The organism is Flavobacterium sp. FlaQc-52, assembly GCF_044007495.1.
GTDB lineage: Bacteria > Bacteroidota > Bacteroidia > Flavobacteriales > Flavobacteriaceae > Flavobacterium > Flavobacterium cupriresistens.
In genome coordinates, this window is record NZ_JBIPCV010000014.1 from 120,891 (window position 1) to 140,162 (window position 19,272).

A 19,272-nucleotide genomic window follows, 5' to 3' on the forward strand; every position below is an offset into this window, starting at 1 on the left:
GAAAATTCCCCACTGTCAGGCTGAGCGAAGTCGAAGCCCTTTTCACCTAACAAGCCCTTCGACTTCGCTCAGGGGGACAATAGTATGAGAGAGAGTGTTGCTAGAAAGATAATTGATCTCCAAGAAAAGCCTTTAACCGTAATGAACGTAAGGATTTAAAATCAAATCATTTCAATAACTTACTCACTAAAAAGCTTAGCAACTCAGAATCTTTAGAACAAAAAAAAGCACCAGTTTTGCAACTGATGCTTTTGTATTTGAATTGAAAAAAAATTATTTTTTCTTTCCTTTTGCAGGTGCTTTTGCAGCTTTTGCAGCTTCTTGAGCAGCTTTCATAGCAGCACGAGAAATTCTTACCTGAGCAACAACAGTGTTGTCCGGGTGCATAACTTTGTATTCTGGTGAACCAACTTTAGTAACGTATAATTTGTTACCCATTTCAAGTGGAGTAATGTCAGCTTCAACAAAATCAGGAAGATCTTTAGGTAAAGCTTTAACTTTTAATTTACGAGTGTTTAAACGTAAAACACCACCTGCAAGAACACCTTTAGATGTACCAACGATTTTCACAGGAACTTCCATAGTGATTTCTTTGTCATCAAATAATTGAAAGAAGTCAATGTGTAAAATTTTGTCTGATACTGGGTGAACTTGGATATCTTGCAAAATTGCATTGAATGATTTTCCTTTTCCAAGCTCAATCACAACTGTGTGTGCATTTGGAGTGTAAACCAAGTTTTTGAACGCTGCAGCGTCTGCTGAGAAGTGTACTGCTTGATTTCCTCCGTATAACACGCAAGGAACCGCTCCAGCATTACGTAAGGCTTTAGTTGACACTTTGCCCACGCTTTCTCTTTCTGATCCTTTAATTGTAATCGATTTCATTGTAAAAAAAATATAGTTATTAATAAATATTTATTATTATAAGCTTTAAGCAATACGCTTTAGGCTTTTTGTCATGATATTATTTTGAGTTTGCTTATAGCCTACTGCCAATACTTACATGATAAATTTCCCACTAATGGAATTGTTGTGGTGCACCATGTGCATAACTTCAGCAAAAAGAGGTGCACAACTCACTACTCTTATTTTCTTTGATTCTCTCTTTAACGGAATAGAATCGGTAACTATTAATTCGCTTAATTTCGAATTTTCAATTTTATCGTAGGCGTCACCTGATAATATAGCGTGTGTACAAATTGCCCTAACGCTTAATGCTCCTTTTTCGATCATTAAATCTGCTGCTTTCGCTAATGTTCCACCCGTATCGATCATGTCGTCTACTAGTATTACGTTACGTCCTTTTACTTCACCAATCAGTTCCATAGTGTCGATAACGTTAGCTGCTTTTCTTTGTTTGTAACAGATTACTACATCTGATTCTAAAAACTTAGAGTAAGCATATGCTCTTTTTGAACCTCCCATATCCGGAGATGCAATAGTTAGATTTTCTAACTTTAAACTTTCTACGTATGGTAAAAAGATGGTAGAGGCAAATAAATGGTCTACCGGTTTTTCGAAAAACCCCTGGATTTGATCTGCGTGTAAATCCATTGTCATTACTCTTGTCGCTCCGGCAGCATCTAATAAATTAGCTACTAATTTTGCTCCAATCGGAACTCTTGGTTTGTCTTTTCTATCCTGTCTTGCCCAACCAAAATAAGGCATAACAGCTGTAATGTGTCTTGCTGATGCACGTTTTGCTGCATCAATCATTAGTAACAATTCCATCAAATTATCGGCTGTTGGAAATGTCGAACAAACGATAAAAACACGTAATCCTCTAATTGATTCTTCATACGATGGTTGAAATTCTCCATCACTGTATGTTGACATCGTTACTTTCCCTAACGGAATTCCGTATTGTTCTGCAATTTTTTCTGCAAGATAAACACTTTGTGAACAAGCAAAAATTTTAGCTTCTGGTTCTAGGTGCGACATTATAATTTTTTGTTTTTGCTCCGCTGCACTCTGCACGATTCGGCTTTATCATTTTCAGTAAAGCAAGACCTGCATAAATGCCTCGGGTGTAGTTAGTTGTGTGTGCATCGTTTTAACGAGGTGCAAATTTAGAAAATTTATTGGACACTGAAAGGAAAAATTTAAGTATTTTTAGTAGTTCATTTAAAATTATTTTTTACATTTGCACCGTGTTAAAGGAATAGGCACAGTTATGACATCATAATTACTTATTCTATTGCGTTAAAATAATCACTTTTTTGATTGTTTTTTCGTCTGCTAAGCCCGGATGGCGGAATTGGTAGACGCGCTGGTCTCAAACACCTGTGGGAAACCGTGCCGGTTCGACTCCGGCTCCGGGTACAAAAACCTCTTCTTTCGAAGAGGTTTTTTTGGTTTTAGGAAGTTTTGAAAATTTAATATTTCTAGCCAAAGCTTTGATTGACAAATTAATTCAATTGAGTGCTGCGACAATCTTAATATTTCCCAAATATGATTTATGAATCCTTTGAAAAATTGAACTTGGAAGTAGCTCCTCAATATATTTCAAAGTTTTAGATAAGCTAATATTTCTGCCGTCTAAGCAAACGATTTTACAATAGTTACTATTTTGCTTCACAATTATAGAATTGCATTCGTTTTAAGCAACTCGAATCCAGTTTCCTTTGGCAAAGCTACCCTGTTATACTCAGAGACTCCTGTGTCAATATTTTCTAAAAGCAACTTCAGTTTTTCCCTTGAGATGCCTTGTACTACTTTTCTTCATATTTTTCTATAGTTTCCAGCAAATCAATATAATTGATTGGTTTTAGTAAATAATCTAAAGCACTGCATTTGATAGCATCAATTGCAAATTCAGAATGCGCAGTAGTGAAAATCACTTCAAATTTTACTTTATTCAACTCTTTAAAAAGTTGGAAGCCATTTTTATTAGGCATTTGAACATCAAGGAAAACTAATTCTGGATTAAATTTTTTTCAATAGATAAGATTGCTTCATCGACATTTTCACATTTGTCAATAACTAAAAATTTATTTGGAAAATAGCGAGTCAAAAGCTTTTGTAAAAATTCTCTAGCGTTATACTCATCGTCTACAATAATTGTCTTAATCATTTTATAAATGTAGAAAGATTTTATTAAATCTATAAAACTAGATTAGTAAACGTGTTAGATTTTGTAATAATCGTTCCCTCATTACGGAATTTATTCATCTTTTCACAACTTTCAACTGATAATATCTTTTACTTATTTGGAAACCAAAAAGAATTTCATGAATGATAAGACAACTTTAAATTTGTAGTAAAATTTATCTATATTAGCATCAGCTAGTGCAAATCTACCAAAAATTCAGTTTTATAAATTACCATTTTTTACATCAATAAATAAGTTGACAGCAATTTTCAGCAAAATCAACATAAACCGATTAAATTATGAAAATTAGTGAAATTTTTAATCTTAATAAATCTCAAGCTGAGCTTGACTTTGTCAATATCGATACCAACGAAGATTTACCTCTATTTTTAGACCCTTTCTTTTTGGGAAAAAAACAAGATAATTGGTCAGTTGATGCTACACTAACCCTAAGAAGTTTTTTTCAACGTGTAATAGATTTAATCAGAAACGGAAATGAAGATGAAGCAAAAGAACTGTTTGACCATCTCCACGAACCTAATTCTACTTGCTTGGGTATGTCAGTGGGAAATCCGAGAGGACGTGGTGTTGGAAATCAAGATACTGACAAAATTTATGATAGTTTATTAAGAAGTAGAGCAATTCAAACAGGATTAATTCAGGACATAGAGGACAATATTTTATTTGTTGATAATTTTGGAAAAGATAAATTATCAGATATGACAACAAACATAATTACTTTACATTTAATAAATTATACTCAAAACCAATGCAACCTTCATAACATCCCATTAACCGCAGGTATTTCCTCAGATTATTATTGGAATAGACGAACGGATGAATGGGAAATTGAGCATACAGATATGCTAGTTATAAATGATAGAAAAATCCTATTGATTCCTAAAGGAATAGTTTCCTTTTGTAAAGGTTATACACCTGACAAATATTACAATCACTTTGTTTTAGAATATTTACAAAACGAAAATTTAAGGTTGCAAACAGCACTAGTTCAAAGAAAAAATAATGGTGCAAATTTTGTAACTAAAAAAAGCCTTAAAGAAATAAATCCACAATCTAAAGATTTCTTGAGACGTTTTACTTTACAACATCCAGAAGTCTTAGAACAATTTAAGGATGTGACTGATATAAATTCTTTAACAAATATTGAGATTACAGACATTGATATTACGCAAATCAAACAAGATTTAATTGATAGATTACAAGCCATTCCATCAGGAACAGATTCTGCATCAGATTTTCATAACATAATTATTGGAATATTAGAACTCGTATTTTACCCTCACTTAATAAACCCTGTCAAAGAAAGAGAGATTCACGAAGGAAGAAAAAGGATTGACATCACTTTTGACAATGCATCCAAAAATGGTATTTTTTATCGACTCTCTGAAAATCACAGAATCCCATGTCCCTACATATTTATCGAATGTAAAAATTACAGTCGAGATATTGTAAATCCTGAACTTGACCAAATTGGTGGTCGCTTTTCGATAAATAGGGGACAAGTAGGCTTTATCATATGCAGACAAATAGATAATTTTCAATTGTTTATGAATAGATGTAGAGATTCTTTTCGAGATGGTCGTGGTTTAATTGTTCCACTTGTTGACAATGATGTTATTCAACTATTACGGAACTATGATAATTGGAATACCGCATTTACTGAAAGATTTTTATCGGAAAGAATTAGAGAAATAACTATAAATTAGTATAAGTATTCATACTAACTCTACTAATTTTCATGTTTATTGCCATTATTATCCTTTCATTGTAAGTTGCAAACTGTGTGAGGTAAAAACACTTTAATATTGAGGTAAAAACACTTTAATATTTAGTGCAAAAACTAATAAGAAATTAAATATAAAAATTTATGATTTGCCAATCTATCAAAACTTACGCAACAGAAGTATTTCAGTGGATTTCTAAACAAAATGAGGTTGGAGAAGAATCTATAACAGACTGGGGTCTATATCGAGCAAGTGAATTAGACGGAAGAATACAATATTTGCAGTTTAATAGACATCAAGAAGCAAAATTTACTGGAGCTGATTTTGAATTATGGATACTTTCCAATACGATTTATTTTAAGGCTCGAGTTCAAGCTAAAAGATTGAGGGCAGGAAAAGATTTATACTCAAGTATCTCCCAATCAAACACTTACGGTTTACAAATCGATAAGTTAATAGAAGACGCTAATAAAGGTGATTTTCGTCCACTTTATGCATTCTATAATAATGAAAATCATATGAGTCAATGCGGAAAAAATGTTATTGATGAAGGTATTTACTTAGCTGATGCTAACTTGATTTATAATGATATTTTTTCAGTACCAAAAAGAGTAATCGATTCTGCACATTTAATCTCCAAATCGACACCATTTTCTTGTTGGTTTTGCTGTCCTCTTAGTAAATTTTCAACCAATAAAAATTTTTTAGATTTTTTAGAAAATTATTTTCCGTCACAAAACGAGGATAGCTCAGATGGGGTAACTAATAAATTTCCTAATTATATTACTGCCTTACTTAGACTTAAAAAAGAAAATGATTTAAAATTAGATTATGACTTTCAAAATGAATTCAGAAATTTAGATAATGTAAATGCGATATTGTTAATTGACAATAGAAAAGATTAACGAGATATCTATGCATGTTCCCCGTTAATACTAAAACAATCGAATAATTTATTTTGTGGCTATCAAAAGTTCGCAATATTTTTCAAACGCCATTTTAAAGTAGTTCATGTAAATTGAAATAATATAACTAAAATTAGATGCATTAATGAATAGAAAAAGTATAGTTAATAAACTTGAATTAGCATACGCTCCATTAACAGGTTATGAATTTGCAATTGTTAAGCAAGACCCTCACATTGAGAGAGCTTTAGAAGAGGCAAGTCTTTACGTTATTGGACAAAGACCAATTATAACTTTTGAAAATGTAGTTCCTAGCCATCGAGATTTTAGTGTAAGTTTTGAGATTCACCAAAAAGGAAACCCAAATATAATAAAAGGAAAATTGCCATTTATGCAAAATGCCATTAGTGGAACTTTTAATGGAAATATAGCAATAGCTTTCAATTTTTTAGATAAAGAAAAAATAAAAAAAGAACCTCCTTTTGGAAATTTACACGGTTTCTCTCTTGCAAAGCAAACAAAAGATAAAGCAGAATTTATTTTATGGTTCTCCCCTGAAAAACTTTTACAAAATTGGTGGAAAGGACATATTAAATGTGAAATCAAAGGAGATTATATGTCATTTCTTAAATATAAAGTACATTATGTTGGTAAAGCAACTAAACAAAGTATTTTAAAAAGACTTACAGGTCATAGTACTTTCCAAGATATTCTTTCACTAGAAAACCCAATTACTTATAAGGATTTACCTGCCCATGAAATTGTTCTCTTATGCTTTAAATTTAATGACAATCTACAGTTTCAGGTATTTGGTAAAAATGCATGTGTGAAAGAAATGAAATCTTCTTTATTAGGAGAAAATTTCCCTAGTCAAGAAAAAATTTTTTTAGACGCTGAAAAAGCACTTATTCGTTCTATGAAACCAAATTACAATAAAGAATTATTCAAAGGTTATCCTAAAAGTAGAGATGGATTATTTCATGATAAATATAATTATGTCATATACACATTTATTGACCCAATAAGTTTAAAATATGAGCAAGGCGAGATTAACGGTTCACTAAGCTATCATGGGGGCGACTCGATAGTAATAAAAGATTACAAAGAAGTAACACTTACAAAAATGAAATAAAAATAGTCTACAATACTTGTCATATGATTTTAAATAATTAATTAAACTGACAAATTTTGATTTTAGAATGAATTTGTAAAGTCGAAAAAAATAAAACTTAGCGGAGTCCAAACCAAATGTAGCAAAGAGAAATTTAGCGATAATCTGAGCTGATAAAAATAAAAAACTATTCATTTCTGAATAGTTTTTTATTTTTTCCTAATGTTTTTTTAAGACTTGTTCTCCTTAATTTTTATAAATTGGCTGAATTAGTTTCCCATCAATATAAATTAAATTAAAATCCACATCTTTAGTTGCTGTAGCGAATGCTTCGTCAGAATTTTCAAAAGAAGCAAAAATTAATATCTGAGATTCCTTATGCTGTGATATTTTTTTTAAAAATTTATGAAAACTTTCTATTGCGGCATCCTGTTGCTTCGGCTCATCCATCATAATCAATTTTGGATGATTTCCATTGAATTTTATAGAGGCATTCAACAAGCTAAATGTATAAGCCCAAATACATCTAATAAAATCACTCCCTGACGAATCAAATCTTATATCATAATCTTTTGTTTCATCACCAAATGGTTTACGTATAACAGGCAAATAGTTTTCTCTAGACAAATGAATTACATCACTTTGTTGACTCGTATAGCTAAATTCCTTAAGCAAAATTTTAAAATTTTGTTCTAAGAAGTTTAATTTTTCATTGTCCAGAGTTGAAAAATAATTTCTAGGTAATCCATTTTCATCTGAGATAATTTTTTCCCATTCTTTAGAAATTTGTTTTAAATCTTCTACTAAAAGATTAAAATCTTCTAGATATTTACTATAAAACTCTATTCTTTTTTTTAGGTTAAGCCGATTTTCAATTTCAATAATCGATGGAAGTCTTTCATCAGAAATTAATTCTTTTTTAATTTGTCTTACATTGGCTCTGGCTTCTGATAACTTTGCTCTATAAGCATCCATCTTTTTTTCTTTCTCTTTGATTGTTCTCTTCTGACCATCAATATAAACTGAAATCATTTTTATTTGAGCATCGATAAAATCAATATTTTCATCCAAGCGCATTGGAATTTGTTCTACTTCCAAAGGTAATAACGAATCTTTTAAATCTTGATTACAAGTTGGACAGTTATTATTAGCAATTTTTAAATTAAAATCTGAGCCGAGATTTTTAACTTTTAAAGCTCCCTTGTTTTTTCGCAAATCATCCTTAAGTAAATCTAACTGACTCCTATAGCTACGAAGTTTATCTACATCAAAATTTAATTCCGTTGATAATAATTCAAAATTTAACGACAGTTTATTTATAAAAAGATTTAATTTCTCTAATTGAGATTCATCACTGGAAATATTCTGACCCACAGAATAAATAGATTTATTTTCAGTTGCTTTTAATTCTTCTATTTGTAAATCAATGTAATCTGAGATTGAATAATCAACTTCATCTTTAGTCAGCAAAACATTAATTTTACCATAATCGTTTATAATAATAGGTTTTTGTTCAATGCCAATTATTTTTCCTCCTCCTTTTTCAGCATGCCTAACGAATTGATTATTTAATGATATCCATTTTTCTTCAATTAATCTTTTTGTAAAAGCAATTCTTTGTTTTCTCTTTTTATTTTCTGTAACATCTAATTTTAATAAAAATTCGATTGCTCTAGCTTCCTTATTTGTTAAACTATAATATGGCATTGTTGCAAAAAAATCAGACCAGCCTGATTTTTGCTCAATCATAAAAGACGAAGCTATTTGCTGGATATAAAGCTTTCTTGAATCTCCAGAATTAGTTAAAACATTTGGAAGATTCCAATTTAAAAAGTTTTCCAAAAATAAATGAAATCCATAAATTTCATCCGTTGCACCACCCTTGTCATGAATGTACATTGGTTTAAAATCAACAACATTACCTTCACTTTCATCAATATAGTTACCAAAATAAACATCTACAAGTTGTGGTTTCCTACCTGAATTACTTGCTACACTTCGCTTAACAGTAATAACATCTTGTTTCTCATTTTCAATTTCAAGATAAACGAAGGACTGGATTACTTGATGGAAAGAACCTTCGGGAAATTCTACTTGGTCTCTAAAAACCGACTGCATAGTCTTTTCATTCTTTCCTCCAATAATCTCTTCAAAACCTAAACAATATGTTATTGCCTGAAAGAGACTACTTTTACCACTTGTATTATTAGCTCTAACAATATTCAATCCTTCCGTAAACTGATATTGTGAACCATACAATCCTGATATTGTATTTATTTCAAACTTAATTTTATTAATTTTCAACATTGAATAATGACCATTTATTTGAAATAGATTCTATTCTATTATCTGTTATTTTTCTTTTCCCAACAAAATTCAAAAACTCTAATTCTTCATGAAAAACATCGTTTTTTTTAATCAGTTTAAAAAATTCTTTCCCTTTTTCAATCAATAAATACTTACCTCCTTCAATTTTACAAATCTCTTCTGCTACACAAAATAATAATGCTCTATTGAGTGCAGGTTCTATACCCCACACTGTCATTTCTTCAACATAATTATTCTTAATCAGCTCTAATACTTCATCTTTATTTTTATCATTTTTTAAAGCCCAGCTCAATAGGTGCAATTTCAATAAACTAGACTTATTTCCAGTACAAGTAAGGCTTAAAATCATTACAATTTGGGCAATTTTATACATTGGTCTATAATCTGCAGGAATAGAAATTGGCTTTTTAGAAAATTTCAAACTTTTAATTTCAAAATCACTCATAATTATTCAAAATTTATTGGACATCTCAAAATCCAGTCTGCCATTACTTGATTTGTTAGATTGATAATCATTTCCTGTTCTAATTTTGGAAACGTAATATTAAGTTTATCAGTAACTAAATCTCTAAAGCTAAAATATAACTGGTTTTTATCTTCCACGGGAAACATACATTTTTCGACTACCTCATTTTCAACTAAACTAACAATTGCTAAAAATTTTTCATATTCGGTAGGATATTGGTTTTCCCACGTCCTCAATAATATATTCCCGCCTAAAAAAGATGCAATTGTTTTTTCAGTTAATATATCTACTCTTTCATCAACATTATTTGCACTGCTGTCAAACCTTGATAAATGTTTCCTCTGCGCATTTTCAACCAATGATATTTCACTACCTTTCCATTTTAACTTTTCTCCATCAGTAATTTTATCATTTGGAGATAAATTAATTTTTTGATTAGTAGAATCTAAAGCTAGTGCTAGGTGTGGGTGAAGAAAATTAATATCCTCAAAAATAATTTCAAAATTTTCATTATCAACAATAGACAATTGCCAAGATTTAACTTCATCTCTCTTTGATGTACAATGTGCAACTATGTCATTCTTGCTATGCAGAGGAGTAACAAAATACCATTTGTTGATTTTAGTATCTCCTAAAAAAGTCTTTAACTGTTTCTCATATGTTTTAAGTTTTTTCAAATCTTTAGTTATTTTATCTCTGTGTTTTTCATATAAATCAGAGCTTGAATATGTTTCATCAGGGCAATAACATTGAAAAACTTTACCAGTTCGAGTAAAGCCTTCTACTCCATAATCACCAGGCGTTGCTTTAACTTCGATATAAACTTCTTCTCTAAAATTCTGCTTAAAACAAATTTGACAAATATATTCCCATTTGTCTCCATCAAATGTTCCGAATTCAGTTTTTATCATTCTTTGAAATTAATTAGGTTCTAAAATTAATAAAATTTTATCAAGAATATGTTTATATTGTAGGCAATTAAAAAACATCTTATCAAGTGATAAAAGATATACCTAATTCAAGTGAATATCAAAATGTGGGCATCGAATGTTTACTTCAAGCCTATGATAATATTTGCACTGTAGATAATACATTAAGTCCCGAAACTCCTCGTGATAAAATTTGGAATTATAATCAGATTGTTTTAAGAACTTCTCTTGTACTAATTCATCAAGGAATTGAAGGGTTACTAAAATCTGAAATTTGCAAAAAATCTCCACTACTTTTAATTGATAGAAAAAGAAGTGATTGGAAAACTTTACCAAGTAGCGGAGATGAGTCTTTTTCTGATTTCAATACAATTGGTGGAGATGTCTTATTAAAAACATTCTATGCTTGTGTTAATTTAAAAGAAATACATGATGATTTTCCAACCCACTATGAAGATATAAGAATTAAGCGTAATAAGATTGTTCATGGATTAGGCAAAGAAAATCTAGCTCCAGAATATGTATTAAAATTAATTTTAAATTCATTTACTTATCTGCTAGGAAAAGATAGCTTTTGGGATTCTGTATTGAATAAGTTTTATGAACACCCTGGATTTGACCATGAAGATTCTCATGTTGAATGGCAAGACTGTAATCAATATATGAGAATGGAATATCTAGATGCTTTCTTGGGAAAAGGAGAATTAAAAAAACATTTTTCTGTTAACATAACTGCAAGAGAATATTTATGTCCATTTTGTATTGAAAAAGCTGAAGAAATAACTGAAGAAGGAATTCTAAGACCAGATAGTAAATGGGCATTTCTAAACCCTAATCAACCAAATTCAACAGACATGTCTTGCATTATTTGTCGAACGGATTTTGGAGTTATAAGAGAGGATTGTATTCAAGAAGGTTGCAAAGGCAATGTGAAATACCTACTTGAAGATGAAGATTTAGGAGACGAAGAGATATGGGTATGCTTAACTTGCTGGAAGGAAGAGACAAAAAAATAATTTAATGAAATGGAAAATACATACCTAACATTGTTAACATCATTTGTTGTACTTTTTGGTGCTTTATTTACATGGCTACAATTTAGTCTTGCAAAGAAAAACGGCAAGATGATTTATTCAATATAAGATATGAATTTTATACTAATATATCTAGGATTTGGATTTCAACTAACAATTCTGAAACTTCGCCATTAGATATCTTAGATTTAATACCTATAGCTGAAAAAGCCAGTTTCCTTTTCGGAGAAGACATCTCCAAGCATATAATTTCTTTAGAAAATAAGACCGCATCAAACCCTTTTTTTCCAGATGCTGATTTTAGCAAGCCATTTGTCAAATACTTAAAATTAAATTAATCATACAATTATTAAAAATCCAAAGATTGAGAAAAGTCATCACCATTTGTATTAATTTCACTCTTAATATCTAATTCAATCTCATCAAATTCATTTATTTCTACTAATGGCTCTGTATCTTCATCAAAATCATCTATACTGATAATTATTGTTTTTTTCATAACAACAGGAAACGTATCTTCTATTAAAAAATAATAGTCATTTAAATCTTCTGAATATCGTGGTAAATTATCATAAAGCCAATAATCTGCTTTGTAAATTGAATAATCCACCGAAGCAACTGCTTTAACTATTATCGGTACATGAAATTGATTATTCAAAAACTCAATTTCATTCTCTTCTATTATGACTTCTGGTTCATCTATTGCTCGAATAGTTGCTTCACCTCCATCTGAGTGCAAAGGAGTCTCATATAATTCAAGAAAATCAACGCTATTCGTATATGTCATAACTGCCTCTTCAATAACATACTTGTAATCAATCAATAATTTTGTAGCGAACTCAATCTTTTCTGATTCTAAAAGCTTTTGATATTTTGGGAGAATTGCTAAATAATACTTAGAATTGTAAAAAATATTAAAATTTTCGTATGTTATTATATTATTTTCTCCATTGCATTTATCTCTAAGATTTTTGTCTCCAGAAATTAAATGAACTATTTCTTTTTTAGCTAATTTTTTTATCGTAATGTAAATAAATGCATCTGGAATATCCATTCTACTTTTAAGACTTTTAAACGGTTTCCCTCCATTAAAATAAGATTCAAAAACAGAAGTACTATGTTTTTCATCAAACTTATGTAATTTAGCTTTCGCATCTTTAATAAAATCATCCCATAGTTTTTTATTTGAATCTTTAATTCCTTTTCTAAAATTTTCAACACTTTTTGAAATATCTTTAGCTATCTTCGAATCAATAGGAGCTATTCCGCGCTTATCTAAAGAAGCAAGAGTATTTTTAATTTTACTGAGTTCTGTTTCTATCTCTAAAACACTATGAGTTGTAGATTCTTTGTACACGAACCATGGAATATGCAATTTTATAAGTTCCTTACTTCCCAAATCTTTTATATAAGCAAGGTCGGTTTTATTTAAACTTCGGTCTTGTCTGTATTCTGTACTGTCAATAACAATTACCATAATATTCATTTTTTATCAAATATAATTATTTAGGTTTTACAATTTCAAAGACCAACAATATGACTTCCCTGTCTATCACACTTATACTTGTTAACTTTATAAAAGCATAAGGTAATTTCTTTAAATCTTCAATAAATAAATTCGACAATACAATGGTAAAGAATACTTAAAAAGTCTGTAATAAATTGTCTTTCTAGAATTACAGACTTTTTTATATCAAAATCATCACAGATTTCCCAATAATTATAAACATCTGAAAATGATATTTTAAAATATTGTATTATTGTATCAAATAGAATTTTATGAAGAAATATCTACTATTCTTATTGGCTTATTCTACAGTGATTTGTGCGCAGTCAAAAGATACCGCTCAAAAAGCTGTTTACACTCCATTAAAAATTGATACTCTAAAAACAACAATATCTACTAAACCAATTTCAGTTCCTTTAGATTTGCAGAAGAATACTCAAATCATTTTAGCGAAAGAAGAAAGTACTGGTACTGACTGGGCAAAATACGCTTTGCCAATTCTTACTTTGTTTCTCGGTATTGGTATAAATCGATTAATTGACTGGGTTAATAAAAGAAGTACAACCATTAGAAACGGCGAAAGATGGGTAGTTGAACTAAGAAGTACAGAAGTTCCGTTAAGTCAGCAAATGACAGATTTAACTGAGTTTAGAGATAGATTAAGTCTGACAGAATTTGTTATTCCCCAAATAAAAGCGATGACTAATTTAAATGGTGATGTGTTTAAATCATTGGATAAAAATGAACTTATAAAATACATTGAAATTAAAAATGCTAAACCATTACATAAAAGAATTTTTGATAGTAAGGAAGAAAAAGAAAAAGCATATAAAAAAGTAGTGAGCATATCAAATTACACTCACGGTCATGTTGCAATAATGGAACACCAACATAATTTGATTAGCGAGAAATTCAAATCATATCTGAGTGGCACATCAGGATATGTTCAAGCTTTTAATAATCATTTACAAGAGTTTCTCAGAGAATACGGAATGTATAATTTGAATTATGAAAAAGAGGGTGTAAATATTTTTGAAGATGAAAGAACTGCACTATTAAGCACTTTATATACTGCTCAAATTGTACCTCATATAGAAGATGGCGCATACAATCCATTTAATTTAAGAGATAATTTTTTTATACCCAGTATTACACACTTGTCAAATTATCGATTTGAAGAAAAAACTCTTCCACTAGCTAAAAGTATTACTGCTTGTTTAAATGACATTGCGGGTATTAAAATAGAAGTCGAATATATGACTAAAAACACAAATATTATTTTGGAACGATATTCAGAATTACTTACTTCGTTACCTGAGGTTATTAACGATATAATAGGAGAAAAAGCATGAAAAAAATAAAAAAGAAATTCCGATTAAACGTTTTCGTATCCTATGCAAAAGGAATTAACATTAATAATTTTCAGATTCCTATTCATAGTATTTTGAAAAATTTAGCGTGGTTATATAGATTAGATTATTCTATTGATGCTGACACCAGATTATTTGATGATGAAATTAGAAATAATCCATTATATTCAAGTACAGATTTAATATATTTTCGTTCAATTGATGATTCTGAAATCGATTTGAAAGGATTTCAAAAAATAATTAATGACGTATTCTCATACGCTAATCCGTTTATAAGTGGAGTTGAAGTTTTTTATCAAATGCAAAAGGTTTTAAAAGAATATCCATTTCCTAACAGTTACATAAGACCGCTGAACTATCCATATTTAGAAGTATTTGAAAACGGCAAAGGAAATATTATGATTCCTGAAATAGAATTGATGCAACTCGATTTAACAGAAAAAAAGAAAACAGACTGTTGATGTCTAGTTTACTAACTCTTTTTACATCCTAAACATTTATCGAAAACCAAAAGCTGAATAGGTTATTGAGAAATATTAGCAAAGATTAAGAGTTGACAAAATTACAACCTTATAAAAATCGACTAAAAATTAGTTAGAATTTCTATCCCGCTCATGGAAAGTTTTTATTTAATTTCAAATAAGCAAAAGATAGTTTCTTCAAATCTTCAATAAATAAATTCGACAATTCAACGGTAAAGGGTACAAAAACCTCTTCTTTCGAAGAGGTTTTTTTGGTTTTAGGAAGTTTTGAAAATTCAGAAAATGAATTAAATGGAGTAAATTCCAAATTTTGAAATTCCAAATTCCAATCTTAGAGAAACGTTTTATATGTTTTTGCGAATTAAAGCTGACAGGTTTCAAAAACCTGTCAGCTTTGGTTTTAGGATTTGTATTTGAAGTCAACTTAAAATATTCTGCATCAGTTGATTCTTTATTAATTATTATCGTATTACTTCTTGATTTTACTGTTTTTTTCTAAATTTACAAGTAACTCAAGTTAGGAATGATCGCTTCTACCTTTCCTTCCTTTTTAATTGAAATCCTCCTAAACCAATAAAACATGAAAACTAAGAAATCACTAAACTTTATTTTTTTAATTGTAGCAATCATTCTGGGAAGTACTTTGTATAAGCAGTTCGACTTTGAGAAATTAAAATTTGAACACAATGGTCTGGCCATTCTTTATAGTATTGTCTTTGTTTTTTCTATTTACATTTTGACTAAAGACTACAGGGATAAAATTTAAAAAAAAATTGAAATTCCAAATTCCAAGTTTTGAGGACTTAGATTTTTTTATTTTGTGTACGTTGGAGCGAAAAAAGAAATAGTTAAGCCAATCTGAAGCTACTTCAACTGTGTCCTTTCTTTTTAAATTACCTCACAACTTGCATGATGCACAACCGGAAAATTGCAGGAATTGGCAATGAAACACAATTGGTTGGCTTTTTTATGCAATGCTACCGCTACTTCAGCTTTATCTGAATTGGCAATCGTTACTTTTGGATTTAAACGAACTTCTGTAAAACGACCACTGCCATCAGGATTTACTTCTAGCGTTGCTTCGGCATTGTCGGAATATGCTAAAACTTCAATTCCGTTTTGGGAGCAGACATACAGGTAAGACATCATGTGGCAGGAAACCAAACTACTCAACAGTAAATCTTCGGGATTGTATAAGGACGGATCACCCTTGAAAGCTTTTGCTGCCGACACCTCTAAAATCGGTTTTCCTTCCAATGAAATTGTATGGCTTTTGCTGTAAAATCGGGAAGTTAATTCCGGATTTTGTTTTGATGACCATTTTGCCGTTGCTTTAAAAAGATGTTTGAATGCCATATTTTTATTTCAAATGTAGTTGTTTATTTCTGCTACGAATAGCGCTACTTTGCGCTAATATAATAGTTCGGTACTTTTTCATTTCACCATTCTTAGTAAATTCTGCAAAAAATTGGTCAGATTGTGGGAGATAACGGGTAGTAAGATACTTTTACTTTCAACTGTTATCCAACTCCAAATATAACCGGACAAAAAGGTACAGATGAAAACATATATTTCGAATTCAATAGTACTTTTAAAATGAAGTGCATGTACAAGTCCAAACAAAATTCCGATAATTAAAACACCTGGATTTCCCAAACTCCATTTGCCAATTTTAATTTTGTCTTTTAATGAAATTAATAACAGACCCAACAAAATAGCTCTGAACATTATCTCTTCATCCAGACCCGGCATTGATAATTGATAGAATAAGGTCTCCCAATCCAATTCTTTCGGACTATCGAAATACGAGAAAAAAGAAGTGCAAACCATCAAAACCGCAGCCCATATTGTTTTCGAAAAGGCCTTTGAATCCTGCTTAAATCGTAAAAAATCAAATGGTTTTAATTTGTTTTTTAATACCGTATATATCAAAAGTCCAAAAAGTATCCCCAGCAGCTTTCCCGTCCAATTCCATTGTCCTTTTATTACTTGTAGTGCAACAAATTCCTTTGGAGCTTTAAGAATTAACTGGTATAAAATAAAAATAACAGTAAAAAGTACGATCGTTTTAACTTGAGATTTGTCTTTGAGCAGAAAAAGCATCAGAGGCAGTATAAATAATACCGGCAAAACACTTTCCATTATAAAATTTATTCTCATTCAGTTTTTATCAAAATTAGTTCTGCCTGTTGCAAGATCCGCAGTTAGTTTAAAATCAAAAAAATAGCGGTTTCTTTTGTTTCATTACTTCATCAGATCATCTTACTTGCCGATTTCAAAAATAAAACATAAAAGTACTTAAAAGTGCTTCGCAAGAAATTTTATGCAAATAGATAACTTTATATTAAATTTGAAACTTATTAGGGAAACTGGAATCAGATTTCGGACCAAAAAACAAAATAGTAAAGACCTATTTTCAGAACTATAGCTATTAAATGTAAAAACAACATTATAAAGCATGAAACCCATTAGGAAGTTTATATCTTTACCAGCAAAAATTAGACTATGCTAAACAACTATAGCACTGCCGATAAGGTTTTATTAGCAGTAGATTGTATTATTTTTGGATTTGACCACGAGGGGTTGAAAATACTCTTAATAAAAAGGGATATTGAGCCGGAAAAAGGAAAATGGTCTTTGATTGGCGGTTTTTTAAGACGAGATGAATCGCTGGATAGTGCTGCTGTCAGAATCTTAAACACTTCTACAGGTCTAAACGACATTTATATGGAGCAATTGTATGCTTACAGCGAAATTGATCGTGATCCTGTTGATCGAACTATTTCCGTTTCTTATTATGCTTTGATCAATATCGAAAATCATAACGCAGAACTAATTCAGAATTACCATGCCAAATGGTTTAGCATCAATGATATTCCGAAATTAATTTTTGACCACGACGATATGTTACAGCATGCTATTGGCAGATTGCAATACAAAACCTCTATAAAACCAATTGGATTTGAATTACTGCCTGAAAAATTCACCATGCGTCAATTACAGGAGTTATACGAAGCAATTCTGAGTAAAGAATTAGACAAACGAAACTTTATCAGTAAGATTAATTCTTTAGAGATTCTAAACAAATTAGACGAAAAAGACATGCAGTCTTCCCGTAAAGGTTCTTATCTCTATACTTTCAACAAAGAGAAATACGAAGAAAAATTATTGAATAATTTTGCACTGAACTTGTAAAAAAGTAGACGATCACATACACACCCCTGACAAAATAATTTTTTCAGGGGTGTTTTTTTTACCTTAAAAAATAAAGCTTTACAGCGAATTTCGCATAATTAGAGAAGACTTGTTTTCGATCTGATCTTTACTTCCCTTTAAAACCATTTCGGCTAAAATTTCTCCCATAGCCTCAAAATGGGTTGAAATTGTGGTAATTCCGTTGGCTACGATTTTCTTTAAGGGGGTTTCATTATACGAAATAATACCAAAATCACTTCCTAATTTTAGATTCTGATTTCCTGCATCCTCAATTACCTTTACCAGATCACGATCATTCGGAATGATATAAAGATCTCCAATTGTGATTTCTCTGTCTGTAAATTCTCTTATAATTTCGTATTCAAAATGATACTGCGTACAAAAATCTTCAAACCCTAATTTCATTCCCAATGGTTCTTTGGATCCCGGAAAAATCAAAATCAATTTCCTGTATTTACTTAATCGTGTTTTTCCTTTTAACAACCCTTCAAAAATATCCTTTTTATGATTTTGATAAATGGCAGGATAAACTTTTAAATCCGGATTGGTCTGATCCAGTATAATTACCTCGTTTACTGGTAGGGTTTTTATAGCATCCACCAAATCGGTTAGGTCGGTTGGCATAATAATGTATTTGGTGTAATTCCCGTTGCTGTCGTTTATGAGTTTTTGAAATACCTGAACATTAAAATGATGAAAGAAAATATCTACCTGAACATTCTTCCCGATATTTTTCAGAAACGAATTATAAATGTCTTCCTTAAAAATATTCAATTCATCAAAAAGTAAAAATACTTTATGTTTTATAGTTGTTTCAACACTTTTTACATAATATCCTTTGCCTGGTATGGCATAAATAATACCTCTTTTTTTGAGTTCATCATACCCTTGTAAAACGGTATCTCGCGACAACGAAAAAGCCAGACAAACTTTATTTACCGATGGCAACCTGTCTCCTTTTACTAATTTCTCCTCTTCAATTGCCTTCTCAATTGAAAGAATTATTTGCTTGTATTTTGGAAGACCAAGATTGTTTTGGACAGAAATTACGTTCATAGAAAATATTTTTTTGCGCAATATACAAAAAA

At 30.3% G+C, this 19,272-nt stretch carries 20 protein-coding genes and 1 tRNA gene; 9 read left to right on the plus strand and 12 right to left on the minus strand.

Translation table 11 applies throughout. The features are described 5' to 3' along the window. Positions 1-273: 273 nt before the first annotated feature. Positions 274-885, minus strand: coding sequence for a 50S ribosomal protein L25/general stress protein Ctc (locus tag ACHRV5_RS20085; protein ID WP_047774772.1), 612 nt, complete (start codon positions 883-885; stop codon positions 274-276). A gap of 114 nt (positions 886-999) precedes the next feature. Next, entirely contained in the window at positions 1,000-1,941 is a 942-nt protein-coding gene (locus tag ACHRV5_RS20090) for a ribose-phosphate pyrophosphokinase (protein ID WP_047774973.1), read from the minus strand. Between the two features lie 301 nt (positions 1,942-2,242). Here ACHRV5_RS20090 and ACHRV5_RS20095 point away from each other — a divergent pair. Next, positions 2,243-2,322 (plus strand) — tRNA-Leu (locus ACHRV5_RS20095). A 91-nt stretch (positions 2,323-2,413) separates the two neighbouring features. On the opposite strand, the gene ACHRV5_RS20100 is transcribed toward ACHRV5_RS20095, so the two are convergent. The 3 genes from ACHRV5_RS20100 to ACHRV5_RS20110 all read right to left on the minus strand — a co-directional run bounded on the left by ACHRV5_RS20100 (position 2,414) and on the right by ACHRV5_RS20110 (position 3,073). Beyond that, positions 2,414-2,578, minus strand: a complete 165-nt coding sequence (locus ACHRV5_RS20100; protein ID WP_395427934.1) for a LytTR family transcriptional regulator DNA-binding domain-containing protein — start codon at positions 2,576-2,578, stop codon at positions 2,414-2,416. Between the two features lie 133 nt (positions 2,579-2,711). After that, a complete protein-coding gene (locus ACHRV5_RS20105; protein WP_395427935.1) occupies positions 2,712-2,897 on the minus strand; it encodes a LytR/AlgR family response regulator transcription factor in 186 nt (61 codons plus the stop codon). A gap of 17 nt (positions 2,898-2,914) precedes the next feature. Next, entirely contained in the window at positions 2,915-3,073 is a 159-nt protein-coding gene (locus tag ACHRV5_RS20110) for a hypothetical protein (RefSeq protein WP_395427936.1), read from the minus strand. A gap of 317 nt (positions 3,074-3,390) precedes the next feature. Between ACHRV5_RS20110 and ACHRV5_RS20115 the strand changes: the two genes are divergently transcribed. From ACHRV5_RS20115 to ACHRV5_RS20125, 3 genes are all read left to right on the plus strand, one after another. After that, positions 3,391-4,818 carry a hypothetical protein gene (locus ACHRV5_RS20115; RefSeq protein ID WP_395427937.1) on the plus strand — a complete coding sequence of 476 codons (1,428 nt, stop codon included), beginning with the start codon at positions 3,391-3,393 and terminating at the stop codon, positions 4,816-4,818. Between the two features lie 161 nt (positions 4,819-4,979). After that, positions 4,980-5,741 carry a DUF6615 family protein gene (locus ACHRV5_RS20120; protein WP_395427938.1) on the plus strand — a complete coding sequence of 254 codons (762 nt, stop codon included), beginning with the start codon at positions 4,980-4,982 and terminating at the stop codon, positions 5,739-5,741. A 145-nt stretch (positions 5,742-5,886) separates the two neighbouring features. Continuing rightward, positions 5,887-6,873 (plus strand): hypothetical protein, encoded by a 987-nt coding sequence (locus ACHRV5_RS20125; protein WP_395427939.1) that lies wholly within the window; start codon positions 5,887-5,889, stop codon positions 6,871-6,873. A 225-nt stretch (positions 6,874-7,098) separates the two neighbouring features. Here ACHRV5_RS20125 and ACHRV5_RS20130 read toward each other — a convergent pair whose 3' ends face one another. Genes ACHRV5_RS20130 through ACHRV5_RS20140 form a run of 3 tightly spaced genes read right to left on the minus strand, consistent with a single transcriptional unit; the run spans position 7,099 to position 10,557 of the window. Then, the gene (locus ACHRV5_RS20130) at positions 7,099-9,159 is read right to left on the minus strand and encodes an AAA family ATPase (protein ID WP_395427940.1); all 2,061 of its coding nucleotides are present in this window, start codon (positions 9,157-9,159) and stop codon (positions 7,099-7,101) included. Then, complete coding sequence (locus ACHRV5_RS20135; RefSeq protein ID WP_395427941.1) at positions 9,146-9,625, minus strand: hypothetical protein; 480 nt, start codon at positions 9,623-9,625, stop codon at positions 9,146-9,148. The genes ACHRV5_RS20130 and ACHRV5_RS20135 overlap by 14 nt, the downstream gene beginning before the upstream one ends. 2 nt (positions 9,626-9,627) lie before the next feature. Then, the gene (locus tag ACHRV5_RS20140) at positions 9,628-10,557 is read right to left on the minus strand and encodes a hypothetical protein (RefSeq protein WP_395427942.1); all 930 of its coding nucleotides are present in this window, start codon (positions 10,555-10,557) and stop codon (positions 9,628-9,630) included. Positions 10,558-10,643: 86 nt separating this feature from the next. Between ACHRV5_RS20140 and ACHRV5_RS20145 the strand changes: the two genes are divergently transcribed. Further along, positions 10,644-11,591: a hypothetical protein gene (locus ACHRV5_RS20145; RefSeq protein WP_395427943.1), complete on the plus strand. Its 948-nt coding sequence runs from the start codon at positions 10,644-10,646 to the stop codon at positions 11,589-11,591. 367 nt (positions 11,592-11,958) lie between these two features. Here ACHRV5_RS20145 and ACHRV5_RS20150 read toward each other — a convergent pair whose 3' ends face one another. Continuing rightward, the gene (locus ACHRV5_RS20150) at positions 11,959-13,086 is read right to left on the minus strand and encodes a PIN domain-containing protein (protein ID WP_395427944.1); all 1,128 of its coding nucleotides are present in this window, start codon (positions 13,084-13,086) and stop codon (positions 11,959-11,961) included. Between the two features lie 302 nt (positions 13,087-13,388). On the opposite strand from ACHRV5_RS20150, the gene ACHRV5_RS20155 reads away from it, so the two are divergent. From ACHRV5_RS20155 to ACHRV5_RS20165, 3 genes are all read left to right on the plus strand, one after another. Further along, complete coding sequence (locus ACHRV5_RS20155; RefSeq protein ID WP_395427945.1) at positions 13,389-14,468, plus strand: hypothetical protein; 1,080 nt, start codon at positions 13,389-13,391, stop codon at positions 14,466-14,468. Then, entirely contained in the window at positions 14,465-14,947 is a 483-nt protein-coding gene (locus ACHRV5_RS20160) for a hypothetical protein (protein ID WP_395427946.1), read from the plus strand. The genes ACHRV5_RS20155 and ACHRV5_RS20160 overlap by 4 nt, the downstream gene beginning before the upstream one ends. A gap of 601 nt (positions 14,948-15,548) precedes the next feature. Beyond that, positions 15,549-15,734, plus strand: a complete 186-nt coding sequence (locus tag ACHRV5_RS20165) for a hypothetical protein (protein WP_395427947.1) — start codon at positions 15,549-15,551, stop codon at positions 15,732-15,734. A gap of 122 nt (positions 15,735-15,856) precedes the next feature. On the opposite strand, the gene ACHRV5_RS20170 is transcribed toward ACHRV5_RS20165, so the two are convergent. After that, positions 15,857-16,324: an OsmC family protein gene (locus ACHRV5_RS20170; RefSeq protein ID WP_395427948.1), complete on the minus strand. Its 468-nt coding sequence runs from the start codon at positions 16,322-16,324 to the stop codon at positions 15,857-15,859. 78 nt (positions 16,325-16,402) lie between these two features. Further along, a complete protein-coding gene (locus ACHRV5_RS20175; protein ID WP_395427949.1) occupies positions 16,403-17,128 on the minus strand; it encodes a CPBP family intramembrane glutamic endopeptidase in 726 nt (241 codons plus the stop codon). A gap of 345 nt (positions 17,129-17,473) precedes the next feature. Here ACHRV5_RS20175 and ACHRV5_RS20180 point away from each other — a divergent pair, with 345 nt between their 5' ends. Beyond that, on the plus strand, positions 17,474-18,163 hold the full coding sequence (locus ACHRV5_RS20180; protein ID WP_047774761.1) for an NUDIX domain-containing protein: 690 nt from the start codon (positions 17,474-17,476) through the stop codon (positions 18,161-18,163). A gap of 78 nt (positions 18,164-18,241) precedes the next feature. Here ACHRV5_RS20180 and ACHRV5_RS20185 read toward each other — a convergent pair whose 3' ends face one another. Next, positions 18,242-19,240 carry a GntR family transcriptional regulator gene (locus ACHRV5_RS20185; RefSeq protein WP_395427950.1) on the minus strand — a complete coding sequence of 333 codons (999 nt, stop codon included), beginning with the start codon at positions 19,238-19,240 and terminating at the stop codon, positions 18,242-18,244. Positions 19,241-19,272 lie beyond the last annotated feature (32 nt).

Excerpts from the sequence above, each read along its gene's own strand:
- ACHRV5_RS20105 (WP_395427935.1), bottom strand. The coding sequence starts at position 2,897 with ATGCCTAATAAAAATGGCTTCCAACTTTTTAAAGAGTTGAATAAAGTA.
- ACHRV5_RS20150 (WP_395427944.1), bottom strand. The coding sequence starts at position 13,086 with ATGGTAATTGTTATTGACAGTACAGAATACAGACAAGACCGAAGTTTA.
- ACHRV5_RS20170 (WP_395427948.1), bottom strand. The coding sequence starts at position 16,324 with ATGGCATTCAAACATCTTTTTAAAGCAACGGCAAAATGGTCATCAAAA.
- ACHRV5_RS20175 (WP_395427949.1), bottom strand. The coding sequence starts at position 17,128 with ATGAGAATAAATTTTATAATGGAAAGTGTTTTGCCGGTATTATTTATA.
- ACHRV5_RS20085 (WP_047774772.1), bottom strand. The coding sequence starts at position 885 with ATGAAATCGATTACAATTAAAGGATCAGAAAGAGAAAGCGTGGGCAAA.
- ACHRV5_RS20115 (WP_395427937.1), top strand. The coding sequence starts at position 3,391 with ATGAAAATTAGTGAAATTTTTAATCTTAATAAATCTCAAGCTGAGCTT.
- ACHRV5_RS20090 (WP_047774973.1), bottom strand. The coding sequence starts at position 1,941 with ATGTCGCACCTAGAACCAGAAGCTAAAATTTTTGCTTGTTCACAAAGT.
- ACHRV5_RS20135 (WP_395427941.1), bottom strand. The coding sequence starts at position 9,625 with ATGAGTGATTTTGAAATTAAAAGTTTGAAATTTTCTAAAAAGCCAATT.
- ACHRV5_RS20130 (WP_395427940.1), bottom strand. The coding sequence starts at position 9,159 with ATGTTGAAAATTAATAAAATTAAGTTTGAAATAAATACAATATCAGGA.
- ACHRV5_RS20110 (WP_395427936.1), bottom strand. The coding sequence starts at position 3,073 with ATGATTAAGACAATTATTGTAGACGATGAGTATAACGCTAGAGAATTT.
- ACHRV5_RS20125 (WP_395427939.1), top strand. The coding sequence starts at position 5,887 with ATGAATAGAAAAAGTATAGTTAATAAACTTGAATTAGCATACGCTCCA.
- ACHRV5_RS20165 (WP_395427947.1), top strand. The coding sequence starts at position 15,549 with ATGAAAACTAAGAAATCACTAAACTTTATTTTTTTAATTGTAGCAATC.
- ACHRV5_RS20140 (WP_395427942.1), bottom strand. The coding sequence starts at position 10,557 with ATGATAAAAACTGAATTCGGAACATTTGATGGAGACAAATGGGAATAT.
- ACHRV5_RS20155 (WP_395427945.1), top strand. The coding sequence starts at position 13,389 with ATGAAGAAATATCTACTATTCTTATTGGCTTATTCTACAGTGATTTGT.
- ACHRV5_RS20180 (WP_047774761.1), top strand. The coding sequence starts at position 17,474 with ATGCTAAACAACTATAGCACTGCCGATAAGGTTTTATTAGCAGTAGAT.
- ACHRV5_RS20120 (WP_395427938.1), top strand. The coding sequence starts at position 4,980 with ATGATTTGCCAATCTATCAAAACTTACGCAACAGAAGTATTTCAGTGG.
- ACHRV5_RS20160 (WP_395427946.1), top strand. The coding sequence starts at position 14,465 with ATGAAAAAAATAAAAAAGAAATTCCGATTAAACGTTTTCGTATCCTAT.
- ACHRV5_RS20185 (WP_395427950.1), bottom strand. The coding sequence starts at position 19,240 with ATGAACGTAATTTCTGTCCAAAACAATCTTGGTCTTCCAAAATACAAG.